Origin of the sequence: Cellulomonas sp. PS-H5 (assembly GCF_019265565.1) — a bacterium.
GTDB lineage: Bacteria > Actinomycetota > Actinomycetes > Actinomycetales > Cellulomonadaceae > Cellulomonas.
The window spans coordinates 70,804-82,919 of sequence record NZ_JAHVCI010000013.1; the positions used below are offsets into that span (position 1 = coordinate 70,804).

Sequence of the window (12,116 nt, forward strand, 5' to 3'; positions counted from 1 at the left end):
CGACGGAAGAGCAGGCCATGTCCCCCGTCCTCGGCACGATCACCGGCACCAGCGCGCCGGTGACGGACGCCCGCGGCCGCGCGCTGCCCGGGCTGAACCCGTTCAGCCTCGGCCTCCCCGCCCGGCCGGGCGCCGGCCCGCTGTCCCGCCGCCCGGTCCGCGTCGCGCTCGGCCTGGTCGTCCCCGCGGTCCTGCTCGTCACGTGGCAGGTCGTCACGACGTCGGGCCTGGTCGCGCCGTACCAGCTGCCGAGCCCCGCGTCCGTCTGGACGGCCGCGGTCGACCTCGCGGAGCGCGGCCTGCTCGGCCAGTACGTCGCGATCTCGACGCAGCGCGTCGTCCTCGGGTTCCTGATCGGCGCGGCGCTCGGCCTCGCGGTCGGGTCGGTCGTCGGCCTGTCCCGGCTGGCCGGCGCGCTGCTGGAGCCGGTGCTCGGCGCGATCCGGGCGGTGCCGTCGCTGGCGTGGGTGCCGCTGCTGATCCTCTGGATGAAGATCGGCGAGGAGTCCAAGCTGACCCTCATCGCGATCGGGGCGTTCTTCCCCGTGTACACGACCGTCGTCGCCGCGCTGCGGCACGTCGACGCCCACCTGGTCGAGGCCGGGCGCGCGTACGGGCTGCGCGGGGCGCGGCTGCTGGGCGCCGTGCAGCTCCCCGCGGCCGTGCCGTCCGTGGTCGCGGGCCTGCGGCTCGCCCTCGCGCAGTCGTGGCTGTTCCTGGTGGCCGCGGAGCTCATCGCGTCGTCGATGGGCCTCGGCTTCCTCCTGATGGACTCCGGCAACAACGGCCGCGTCGACCGGATGATCCTCGCGATCGTCCTGCTGGCGCTGCTGGGCAAGCTGACCGACGCGCTGATCGGCCTGGCCGAGAAGTCGCTGCTGAGAAGGTGGGCATGACGAGCACGACGAGCGCGACGATCGCCGCGCTGCAGACCGAGACCCGCGCGTACCCGGCCCCGGCCGGCGACTGGAACGTGGGACCGGAGGAGGCTGAGCGCCTGCGGGCGCGGGCCGACGCCGACCATGTGGGCTTCTGGGAGGACGCCGCCCGCCGCCTGGAGTGGGCCGAGCCGTGGCACACCGCGCACACCTGGTCCCCCGCGGTCGAGGGGCCGGACGGCGAGCTGACCGTGCCCGAGGCGCAGTGGTTCGTCGGCGGGCGGCTCAACGCCGCGGTGAACTGCGTCGACCGGCACGTGGCCGCCGGACGCGGCGACAAGGTCGCGATCCACGCCGAGGGCGAGCGGGGCGACCGCCGCTCGATCACCTACGCGGACCTGCAGCGCGAGGTGTCCCGAGCGGCCAACGCCCTGACCGACCTCGGCATCGGGCCCGGCGACCGCGTGGTCGTCTACCTGCCGGTGATCGCCGAGACGATCGTCGTCACGCTGGCGATCGCCCGGATCGGCGCGGTGCACTCGCTGGTGTTCGGCGGGTTCTCCGCGGAGGCCGTGCGGTTCCGGGTGCAGGACACCGGCGCGAAGCTGCTCGTGACGAGCGACGGCCAGTTCCGCCGCGGTCAGGCCGTCGAGGTGAAGTCGGCCGCCGACGCCGCGGTCGAGGGCCTGGACCACATCGAGCACGTGCTGGTCGTCCGGCGCACCGGGCAGGACGTGGCCTGGACCGAGGGGCGCGACGTCTGGTGGCACGACGTCGTGGACACGGCGTCGGACGAGCACGAGCCGCAGGCCTTCGACGCCGAGCACCCGCTGTTCATCATCTACACCTCGGGCACCACCGGGAAGCCCAAGGGCCTCGTGCACACCACCGGCGGCTACCTCACGCAAGCGTCCTGGACGCACTGGGCGATGTTCGACGCCAAGCCCGACGACGTGCACTGGTGCACCGCCGACCTGGCCTGGGTCACCGCGCACACCTACGAGATCTACGGCCCGCTCAGCAACGGGCTGACCCAGGTGATCTACGAGGGCACGCCGGACACCCCGCACCGCGAGCGGCACCTCGAGGTCATCGAGCGGTACGGCGTCACGGTCTACTACACAGCCCCGACGCTGATCCGGACGTTCATGACCTGGTTCCCCGAGGGGCTGCCCGCCGGGTACGACCTGTCGACGGTCCGGCTGCTCGGCACCGTCGGCGAGGCCATCAACCCCGAGGCGTGGGTGTGGTTCCGCGAGCAGTTCGGCGCCGGGACCGCGCCGGTCGTCGACACGTGGTGGCAGTCCGAGACCGGCGCGGCCGTCATCGCCCCGCTCCCCGGCGTCACGACGCTGAAGCCCGGCTCGGCCACCCGCGCGCTGCCCGGGTTCTCGGCGAAGGTCGTCGACGACGCGGGCGCCGAGGTGCCGCGCGGGTCCGGCGGCTACCTCGTGCTCGACCGCACCTGGCCCGGCATGGCCCGGACCGTCTGGGGCGACCCGGCCCGGTTCCGCGACTCCTACTGGCGGCCGTTCGCCGCGCACGGCTACTTCCTGGCCGGCGACGGCGCGTCCTGGGACGCCGACGGCGACGTGTGGCTGCTCGGCCGGGTCGACGACGTCGTCAACGTCGCCGGCCACCGGCTGTCGACCATCGAGATCGAGTCAGCCCTCGTGGCGCACCCGGCGGTCGGCGAGGCCGGCGTCGCGGGCGTCGTGGACGCCGTCGGCGGGCAGGCGGTCGCGGCGTTCGTCGTCCCGGCCGTCGCGCCCGGCCCGGTCGAGGACCTGGCCGCCTGGCGGGCCGCCGCGGAGGCGCTGCGCGAGGACCTGCGGGCCCAGGTGCAGCGCGAGATCGGGCCGGTCGCCAAGCCGAAGCACGTCGTCCTCGTCCCCGAGGTCCCCAAGACCCGGTCCGGCAAGATCATGCGGCGGCTGCTGGCGGAGCTGCACGACGGCCGGCCGCTGGGCGACGTCACCTCCCTGCAGAACCCCTGGGCCGTGGACCAGGTCGCCGCGCTGCTGCGTGACGGCGTTAGCCTCGCCCCGATCCCCGAGGCCGAGGAGGCCACCGCCTGATGAGCTCCGAGCACCGCTTCGGCTTCCGCACCCGCGCCCTCCACGCCGGGGCGATCCCCGACGCCGCGACCGGCGCGCGCGCCGTGCCGATCTACCAGACGACGTCGTTCGTGTTCAGCGACACCACCGACGCCGCGAACCTGTTCGCGCTGCAGAAGTACGGCAACATCTACTCCCGGCTCGGCAACCCCACGGTCGCCGCGTTCGAGGAGCGGATCGCGTCGCTCGAGGGCGGCATCGGCGCCGTCGCCACCGCGTCCGGCATGGCGGCGGAGTTCATCACGTTCGCGGCCCTGGTCGGGGCCGGCGACCACATCGTCGCCTCGGCGCAGCTGTACGGCGGCACGGTGACCCAGCTCGACGTGACCCTGCGCCGGTTCGGCGTCGAGACCACGTTCGTCGCGGGCACCGACCCGGCCGACTACGCCGCCGCGATCCGCCCCGAGACCAAGGCCGTCTACACCGAGGTCGTCGCCAACCCGTCGGGTGAGGTCGCCGACCTGGCCGGGCTGGCCGAGGTCGCGCACGCCGCGGGCGTCCCGCTCGTGGTCGACGCCACGCTGTCGACCCCGTACCTGGTGCGGCCGATCGAGCAGGGCGCCGACATCGTCATCCACTCCGCCACCAAGTTCCTCGGCGGGCACGGCACCACGCTCGGCGGCGTCGTCGTCGAGTCCGGCCGGTTCAACTGGGGCAACGGCAAGTTCCCGCAGATGACCGAGCCCGTGCCGTCGTACAACGACGTGAAGTGGTGGGAGAACTTCGGGGAGTACGGGTTCCTCACCAAGCTCCGCTCCGAGCAGCTGCGGGACATCGGCCCGTCGCTGTCCGCGCAGTCGGCGTTCCAGCTGCTGCAGGGCGTGGAGACGCTCCCCCAGCGGCTCGACGCGCACCTCGCGAACGCCCGGGCCGTCGCCGAGTGGCTGGAGGCCGACCCGCGGGTCACGTCGGTGCAGTGGGCCGGCCTGCCGTCGCACCCGCACCACGAGCGCGCGCAGCGCTACCTGCCGCTCGGCCCCGGGTCGGTGTTCGCGTTCCGGCTCGCCGCGACCGCGGACCGCGACGGCCGCGAGGTCGGCCGCCGGTTCATCGAGAACCTGCAGCTCGCGAGCCACCTGGCGAACGTCGGCGACGCGCGCACGCTCGTCATCCACCCGGCGTCGACCACGCACCAGCAGCTGTCCGCGGAGCAGCTCGCCACGGCGGGCGTCCCCGAGGACCTGGTGCGGATCAGCGTCGGGCTCGAGGACCCGGAGGACATCCTCTGGGACCTGGACCAGGCGCTGACGGTCGCGACGGCGCCGCGCGAGGCGTCCGACGGCGCCACCGGCGGGGCCGCGGCCGCCGCAGCGCGCCCGAGCGTCCCCGCCGCGCCCGTCGTCGGTGCGGCCGTGACCGGCATCGCCGGCGGCGCGTCCTGCTCTGTCCCGGAGGCGAACTGATGACCACCACCCCCGAGCGCACCTGGCAGGGCCCGAGCGCCCCCGACCGCCTGGCACTGCTGCGCCGCACCCGGTCGATCGCGATCGTCGGCGCGTCCAACAACCCGGCCCGCGCGTCGTACTTCGTCACGACGTACCTGCTGTCCAGCACGCCGTACGACGTCTACCTGGTGAACCCGCGCGAGACGTCGATCCTGGGCCAGCCCGTCTACCCGTCGCTCGACGCGCTCCCGGTCGTCCCGGACCTGGTCGACGTGTTCCGCCGGCACGACGACCTGCCCACGGTGCTCGACGAGACCCTGGCGGTCGGCGCGAAGGCCCTGTGGCTGCAGCTCGGCTCCTGGCACGAGGAGGTCGCGGAGCGCGGCGAGGCGGCGGGCCTGACGGTCGTCATGGACCGCTGCGTGAAGATCGAGCACGCCCGGTTCCACGGCGGCCTGCACCTGGCGGGCTTCGACACGGGCGTCATCAGCAGCAAGCGCGCCCTCGCGTAGGCGCCCTGACGCCGAGTCTCCCTTTCGCGTCTCTGCCTCCGCGGTCGCGCGCAGACGAAGAACGGAGACTCGGCGTCGGTGCGCGCGGCGGAGGGCGACGCGCGGGAGCGGGGCGGCGGGCGCGCGGGGCGACGCGAGCGGCGAGCGGCGGCGCGTCAGCGCGCATCGGCGAGCAGCGCCTGCTCGCCCGCCGCGGCGTCCGCCGGGCGGCCCGTCGCCAGCGGCAGGATGATCGTGTCGATCAGCCGCTCGGCGAACTCCGCGTCCATCGGCCGGTGCGCCACGACCTTGCGGTAGTGCGCCATCGCCGGCGCGACCGCCGCGATCATGTCGAGGTCCGCCCCGGGCGCCGTGTCCCCGCGGAGCCGCGCGCGCTCGAGCACCTCGCGCGCGAGCCGGACCCGGCCCGCCACGAACTGCTCGTGGAACACCGCACGCACCTCGGGCTCCTCGCGGACCGCCGTGAGCAGGCCGGTCATCAGGTCGTCGCTCTTCATCCGGGTGGCGCGCACGAAGATGCTGAGCAGGTCGTCGCGGATCGACCCGGTGTCGGGGACCTCGTCGATCGTCATCTGCTTCGCGCACAGCAGGCAGTCGACGGTGAGCTGCACCTTCGACGACCAGCGGCGGTAGACGGTCGACTTGCCCGCCCCGGCGCGCTCGGCGACCGCGTCCATGGTCATGCCGTCGTAGCCGCGCTCGATGAGCAGCTCGCGGGCCGCGGCGAGGATGACCTCGTCCTTCGACTCGTCGCGGCGCCGGCCCGGCCGACGGGCGGCGGGCACGCCGGCCCCGTCCTCGGGCGCGCCGACGGCCGCGACGTCCTCGCGCGCGGCCATCCGGGCTCCTCTCGACATCGCCATCATGCCCGCCGCGCGCCGTGGAAACAAATCGAGACTCGGGGGTTTCGAAACTGGCCGGTCCTGGTTTACCGTCGTGCCATCCCCCCACACCGTCGTCCCGACCGGAGCACCCGCATGTCCTCATCCGCCGCACCCACCACCCCGGCCGCGCCCGCCGCCGGCCCGGCCGGCGTCCCGCACCGGCGCCGCTGGCTCGTCCTCGCCACCGTCGCGCTGGCGCAGCTGATGGTCGTCCTCGACGCCACCATCGTGAACATCGCCATGCCCTCCGCCCAGGCGGAGCTCGGCTTCAGCGACAACGACCGGCAGTGGATCGTCACCGCCTACGCCCTCGCCTTCGGCAGCCTGCTGCTGCTCGGCGGCCGGCTGTCCGACATGTTCGGCCGCCGCCGCATGTTCCTCATCGGCCTGGTCGGCTTCGCCGTCGCCTCGGCCCTCGGCGGCGCCGCCGGCACGTTCGAGCTGCTGGTCGCGGCCCGCGCGCTGCAGGGCGTGTTCGGCGCCGTGCTCGCCCCCGCCGCGCTGTCTGTGCTGACCACCACGTTCACGGTGCCGAAGGAGCGCGCCCGCGCGTTCGGCATCTTCGGCGCGATCGCCGGCATGGGCGGCGCCATCGGCCTGCTGCTCGGCGGCTACCTCACCGAGAACTTCGACTGGCGCTGGAACCTCTACGTCAACGTCGTGATCGCCGCGATAGCCGTGGTCGCGGGCAGCATCCTGCTCCCCCGGGCCGGTGGCGCCGCGGGGCACCGGCTGGACGTCCCCGGCGTCGTGCTCGGCTCGGCCGGGCTGTTCGCCCTGGTGTTCGGCTTCTCCCAGGCCGAGCCGCAGGGCTGGGACTCGCCGCTGACCTGGGGCTCGCTCGCCGCGAGCGCCGTCCTGCTCGTCGCGTTCGTCGCCCGGCAGCGCACCGCCCCGAACGCGGTGCTGCCGCTCGACGTCGTGGTGGACCGGGACCGCGGCGCGTCGTTCCTCGGCATCCTCGTCGCGGGGTCCGGCATGTTCGGCGTGTTCCTGTTCCTCACCTACTACCTGCAGACCACGCTCGGGTACACCCCGATGCGCACCGGCGTCGCGTTCCTGCCGATGGTGCTGTCGATCATCGTCACCGCGCAGATCCAGTCGAACCTGCTCATCCCGCGGTTCGGGCCCAAGGTGCTGGTGCCGATCGGCATGCTGCTCGCGGCCGTCGCGATGCTCACCTTCACCCGGCTCGAGCTGGACAGCACCTACGCCGCGCACGTGCTGCCGGGCCTGATCCTCATGGGCATCGGGATGGCGTCGATCATGCCGGCGTCGTTCCAGCTCGCGACCCTCGGCGTCGAGCCGCGGCTCGCGGGTGCGGCCTCGGCCCTGGTGTCCACGAGCCAGCAGGTCGGCGGCGCCATCGGGACCGCGCTGCTGAACACGCTGGCCGCGACCGCCGCCTCGGCCTACCTCGCCGAGCACGCGCCGGTGACGCCCGAGGTCGCGGCCCAGGCCGCGCTGCACAGCTTCGACACCGCGTACGCGTGGTCGGCGGTGATCTTCGCGGGCGGCGCCGTCATGGCGGCCCTGCTGTTCCGCACCCGCGCCGACCGCCAGGCCCGCGCGGAGCTGGCCCCGGCCCCGGCGGGCGCCCCGGCGGAGGCGCCGGTCGCGGCGCACTGACGACCGCCCCGCGCGCCACGCCCGAGCCGCCGAGATAGGGCCTCCGCGCCGAGGTAGGACCTAGGACGGTCCTACCTCGCGCCGGGGGTCCTATCTCGGCGTGGGGGACGCCCGGGGCACGAGCACGACGCCCGGCGACGGGGTCGCCGGGTCAGTCGTCCGGGAACCAGATCGCCCGGCGCAGCGCCACCCGCGTGCCGTCCGCCGACAGCGGCGTCCCCTCCGCGCGCAGGTGCTCCAGCGCCGCCCGCGCGTGGTGCGCCGGCGGGGACCCCGCGGCGTTCACCACCCGCCACCACGGCACCCCGGACCCGCCGCGGGACATGATCTGCCCGACCTGCCGCGGCCCGCCGCGCGCGGGCAGCCCCTCGGCGACGAACCGGTCCGCCACCACCTCCGCGATCGTCCCGTAGGTCATCGCCCGGCCGGACGGGATCGCGTCGACCAGGTCGAGCACCGCCTCCAGGTACGCCTCGTCCACGCCTCAGCCCCTCCGCACCAGCACGAGCGCCCGGTCGTCGCCCTCGCCGGCACCGACCCGCGCGATGACGTCGTCGGCGTCCCCGCGCCCGGTCGACAGCACGCTCTCGGCGACGCCGCAGAGCCGGTCGATGCCGAGGTCGAGGTCGCCCCCGGGGGTCTCCACCAGGCCGTCCGTGTACAGCAGCAGGATGTCCCCGGGGTCGACCCGGCCCCGCACCGACGGGAAGACCGCCCCCTCGAGGACGCCGAGCGCGGGGCCGCCGCTCGCCGGGACCAGGTCGACGGCCCCGGAGCCGGCATCGAGGTGCACCGGCGGCAGGTGGCCCGCGGAGTACACCGTGTACTCCCCCGTCGCGAGGACCAGGCTGACGTGCACCGCGGTCGCGAAGCCCTCGTCCCAGTCCTGCGCCAGCAGGTAGGCGTTGGCGGCCGGCAGGAAGTCCGGCGCGGGCAGCTGGCCGATCAGCCCGGCGAGCGCGCCGGAGAGCTGGAGCGAGCGCACGCCCGCGTCCTGCCCCTTGCCCGACACGTCGACGAGCGCGATCTCCAGCACGGCGCCCTGCAGCCGCGGCGCCGCGACGACGAAGTCCCCCGAGAACGCCTCGCGGTGCGCGGATCGCAGCGCCGTCTGCACCGTCCAGCCGTCGGGCAGCGCCGGCACCGCACCGTGCGCGGCGAGCCGGTCCCGCAGGTCGACGAGCATCAGCTCGCCGGGCGCGCCCTGCAGCCCGAGCCGCTCGCGGTGCGCGGCGAAGGCCAGCAGCGCGCCGATCGCGATGCCCTGGAGGACGAACGTGCCCGGCGTGAAGTCCCCGAGCCCGGCGAGCGGGATCGCGACGAACTGCACGACGATCGCCGCGCAGAGCACGACCATCCCGCGCATCCGGAGCAGGAACGCGCCCAGCAGCTCGATGAGGATGAACGTCGACGGCGGCACCCAGGGCCGCGCCCAGACGATGCCCGCGGACGCCAGCAGGGTCAGGCCGACCAGCATCGTCGTCAGGGCGGGCTGCGACCCCACGCCGTACCGGCGCAGGCACGCCCGGACCCGGTCGAGCACGCTCGCGGCCCGGCGTCGGCGCGGGGCGGGCGGGGTCACGCCGCGAGGGTACCCAGCACCCTGAGGGCTCGGCCAGGTGCCGCCACGGCAGGGTCGGCGGCCGAAATCGCGTGACCCGCCCCGACGCCGGCCAGCAGGATGGCGGCCATGAGCACCGCCACGACCTCCGGGTACCGCCTGTTCGAGATCACCGCCGACCGCGTCGCGGAGTACCGCGCCGTCGACGCCATGGCGTTCGCCGAGCAGGCCCACGACGCGGCGTACGACGCCGAGGTGCCGTTCGCGGTGCCGCTCGACCGCGCGGTCGCGGTCGAGACCGACGCGGGCGAGGTCGTCGCCGTGCACGGCTCGTACGCGTTCACGCTCCCCACCCCCGGCGGCGAGGTGCCGTGCGCCGGGCTGACCTGGGTCGGGGTGCGGCCGGACCACCGGCGGCGCGGCCTGCTGTCGACGATGATCCGGGCGCACCTCGACCGGTCGCTCGGCCGGGGCGAGCCGGTGTCGGCGCTGTTCGCCGCCGAGCCGGGCATCTACGGCCGGTACGGCTACGGCTCCGCCTCGGACCACGTCCGCCTGACGCTGCCCCGCGGCGCCGCGCTGCGGGACGTGCCGGGGTCGGCGGACCTGACCGTGCGGTTCGCGACGCTCGACCCGGCGGCGCACGAGGGCCTGGTCGAGGACGTGTACGCCGCGGCGGGCGCCGGCCGGCCGGGCTGGATCCGGCGCGGCTCGGACGCGCTGCGGCGCATCGCGGCCGCCGACCCGGCGGCCTGGCGGAACGGCGGCGAGCCGGCGCGGCTGGTCACGGTGCACGCCGCCGACGGTGCGGCGCGGGCGTTCGCCATCCTGCGGCGCACGCAGACCTGGGGCGACGGCGGCCCCGAGTACCCGGTGCAGGTGCGGCTCGCCGCCTCGGTCGACGCCGCCGCCGCGCACCGGCTGTGGTCGATGCTGCTCGACCTCGACCTGACCACGACGGTGACCTCGAACATGCTGCCCGTCGACGACCCGCTGCTCGCGCTGCTGGTCGACACCCGGCGCCCCGTGCCGAAGGTCAGCGACAACCTGTGGGTCCGGCTGCTCGACGTGCCGGCCGCGCTCACCGGTCGCCGGTACGCGGCGCCGGTCGACGTGGTGCTCGGGGTGCGGGACGCGCTGCTGCCCGGCAACGACGGCGCGTGGCGGCTGGTCACCGGCGAGGCCGGCGCCGACGGCACCTACGCCGCCCGGGTCGAGCCGGCCGGCACGGACGCGCCGGACCTCGTGCTGGACGTCCGCGAGCTCGGCGCCGCCTACCTGGGCGGCCGCAGCCTGACGGCGCTGTCGGCGGCCGGCCAGGTCACGGCAGCGCGCCCGGACGCGCTGCACCGCGCGGCGACCGCGTTCGGCTGGCCGGTCGCCCCGGTGTGCCCCTGGGTGTTCTGAGCGACCCCCGCTCGCCGAGATGGCAACTCTCGGCTGTCCGCGGCGCCCGCGAGACAGCCGAGAGTTGCCATCTCGGCGGTTCTCCGCGCGAGGCGAGGTGCGCGGCGCGTCAGGCGCGCGCGGCCTCGTACGCCGCGAGCTGGTCGATCCGGCGCTGGTGCCGCGGGTCCTGGGAGAACGGCTCGTTCACGAACACGTCGACCAGCTCCAGCGCCTCGTCCACCGAGTGCTGCCGGGCGCCGATCGCGACGACGTTCGCGTCGTTGTGCTGCCGGCCGAGCCGCGCGGTGTCGGTGTTCCACGCGAGCGCGGCACGCACGCCGGTGACCTTGTTCGCGGCGATCTGCTCGCCGTTGCCGGACCCGCCGATGACGACGCCGAGGCTGCCCGGGTCGGCCACCACGGCCTCGCCCGCGGCGAAGCACACGGCGGGGTAGTCGTCCTGCGGGTCGTACTCGGCGGCCCCGTGGTCGACGACGTCGTGCCCCGCGGCGCGCAGGTGCTCGACCAGCGCGACCTTGAGCTCGAACCCGGCGTGGTCAGCGGCGACATGGATACGCATGGGGCCATCCTGCCGCACGCCGGCCGCGCCCGGACCCGGTGTCCGCGGATCAGCCCGCCGGCACGGCGCGGGTCACGCCGCCCGCGCCAGGGCGAGGTCACGTGCGGGCACCCGCACGCGCACCCGGCGCACGGCCAGCACCGTCAGACCCAGGCCCGCGACGCCCCAGGCCAGCAGCCCGGCGACGGCCCGGATCCACGAGCCGTCCACACCGAGCACGAGCACCTGGAGCGCGGTCGCGAGCTGCGGCACCGGCAGCGCACCGCCGACCGCGCGGAAGAACGGCGGCGCCGTCTCGGCCGGGACCAGCACCCCGACCGACGCCGCCTGCAGCGCCAGGAACGCGAGCGACACCACGAGCCCCGCGCGGCCCCACAGCGCGCGCATCGCCTGGTTCACCGCCGCGAACGACGCCGCGCCGACCAGGGTCACCAGCACCGCGCCGACGGGGTCGACCGCCCGCAGGTCGAGCAGCGGCAGCGCGGCCGCCAGCAGCAGCGCCTGCACGCCGCCGAGCGCCGCCGCCGGGAGCCAGCCGCGCACGGCCAGACCCGCGGCGCCGGCGGTGGCGTACGCCGCGCGGCGCGGGACCGCCGGCAGCACGACGAACACCGCGAGCGCCCCGAGCCACACGGCCAGCGGCACGACGACCGGCGCGACGACCGCGTCCTGCGGGCCGAGCGGGGCGGAGGCGTCGTCGGCCACCACCGGCGCGGGCACCACGGCGGTCAGCGCGGACTGCTGCGCGTCGTCGTACGTCGGGACCTGCTGCGCACCCTGCGCGAGCCCGGAGGCGAGCGTGGACACGCCGCCGGACAGCGACGTCGCGCCGTCGGCGGCGGACTGCGCGCCCGAGGCCAGCTCGGCCGCGCCCGTCGCGGCCTGCGCGGAGCCGGAGGCGAGTCCGGCGGCGCCCGTCGCCACGCCCGCGGCACCGGAGGCGACGCCCGCCGCGCCCGAGGACAGCGCGCCGGCACCCGCCGCGGCCTGCCCGGCCCCGCCCGCGACCCCGGCGGCCCCCGCGGCCACCGCCGCCGACGACGCGGCGAGCTGGTCGAGCCCCGTCACGAGGTCGCCGACCGCGCCCGAGAGCGCGCCGCTGCCGGACCGGATGCCGCCCGCGAGCTCCCGGAGCGACGGGCCGGACCCGCCGCCGTCGACCGCCGCGCGCAGCGCCGCGC

10 protein-coding genes and 1 pseudogene are annotated in these 12,116 nt (G+C 75.8%); 6 read left to right on the forward strand and 5 right to left on the reverse strand.

Annotated elements, in window-relative coordinates; translation table 11 throughout:
• The first annotated feature begins 17 nt into the window (after nucleotides 1-17).
• The 4 genes from J5O08_RS07780 to J5O08_RS07795 are packed head-to-tail and all read left to right on the forward strand — an operon-like array spanning nucleotide 18 to nucleotide 4,892.
• Nucleotides 18-896: an ABC transporter permease gene (locus J5O08_RS07780; protein WP_218706298.1), complete on the forward strand. Its 879-nt coding sequence runs from the start codon at nucleotides 18-20 to the stop codon at nucleotides 894-896.
• Complete coding sequence (acs, locus tag J5O08_RS07785; protein ID WP_218706299.1) at nucleotides 893-2,956, forward strand: acetate--CoA ligase; 2,064 nt, start codon at nucleotides 893-895, stop codon at nucleotides 2,954-2,956. Before J5O08_RS07780 ends, acs begins: the two co-directional genes overlap by 4 nt.
• Entirely contained in the window at nucleotides 2,956-4,398 is a 1,443-nt protein-coding gene (locus J5O08_RS07790; protein ID WP_218706300.1) for an O-acetylhomoserine aminocarboxypropyltransferase/cysteine synthase family protein, read from the forward strand. The genes acs and J5O08_RS07790 overlap by 1 nt, the downstream gene beginning before the upstream one ends.
• A complete protein-coding gene (locus J5O08_RS07795) occupies nucleotides 4,398-4,892 on the forward strand; it encodes a CoA-binding protein (protein WP_218706301.1) in 495 nt (164 codons plus the stop codon). The genes J5O08_RS07790 and J5O08_RS07795 overlap by 1 nt, the downstream gene beginning before the upstream one ends.
• Nucleotides 4,893-5,047: 155 nt before the next feature.
• Here the strand turns inward: J5O08_RS07795 and J5O08_RS07800 are convergent, their stop codons facing one another.
• Complete coding sequence (locus tag J5O08_RS07800) at nucleotides 5,048-5,731, reverse strand: TetR/AcrR family transcriptional regulator (protein ID WP_218706302.1); 684 nt, start codon at nucleotides 5,729-5,731, stop codon at nucleotides 5,048-5,050.
• A gap of 138 nt (nucleotides 5,732-5,869) precedes the next feature.
• Here J5O08_RS07800 and J5O08_RS07805 point away from each other — a divergent pair, with 138 nt between their 5' ends.
• Nucleotides 5,870-7,405, forward strand: coding sequence for an MFS transporter (locus J5O08_RS07805; protein WP_218706304.1), 1,536 nt, complete (start codon nucleotides 5,870-5,872; stop codon nucleotides 7,403-7,405).
• Nucleotides 7,406-7,556: 151 nt separating this feature from the next.
• Here J5O08_RS07805 and J5O08_RS07810 read toward each other — a convergent pair whose 3' ends face one another.
• The gene (locus J5O08_RS07810) at nucleotides 7,557-7,886 is read right to left on the reverse strand and encodes an MGMT family protein (protein WP_217616558.1); all 330 of its coding nucleotides are present in this window, start codon (nucleotides 7,884-7,886) and stop codon (nucleotides 7,557-7,559) included.
• A 3-nt stretch (nucleotides 7,887-7,889) separates the two neighbouring features.
• On the reverse strand, nucleotides 7,890-8,987 hold the full coding sequence (locus tag J5O08_RS07815) for a PP2C family protein-serine/threonine phosphatase (protein ID WP_308281467.1): 1,098 nt from the start codon (nucleotides 8,985-8,987) through the stop codon (nucleotides 7,890-7,892).
• Nucleotides 8,988-9,095: 108 nt separating this feature from the next.
• Between J5O08_RS07815 and J5O08_RS07820 the strand changes: the two genes are divergently transcribed.
• Complete coding sequence (locus tag J5O08_RS07820) at nucleotides 9,096-10,373, forward strand: GNAT family N-acetyltransferase (RefSeq protein WP_255589460.1); 1,278 nt, start codon at nucleotides 9,096-9,098, stop codon at nucleotides 10,371-10,373.
• Between the two features lie 109 nt (nucleotides 10,374-10,482).
• Here the strand turns inward: J5O08_RS07820 and J5O08_RS07825 are convergent, their stop codons facing one another.
• Nucleotides 10,483-10,935, reverse strand: coding sequence for a ribose-5-phosphate isomerase (locus tag J5O08_RS07825; protein ID WP_147796174.1), 453 nt, complete (start codon nucleotides 10,933-10,935; stop codon nucleotides 10,483-10,485).
• A gap of 72 nt (nucleotides 10,936-11,007) precedes the next feature.
• A pseudogene (locus J5O08_RS07830) lies at nucleotides 11,008-12,116 on the reverse strand (hypothetical protein); the annotation flags it as partial.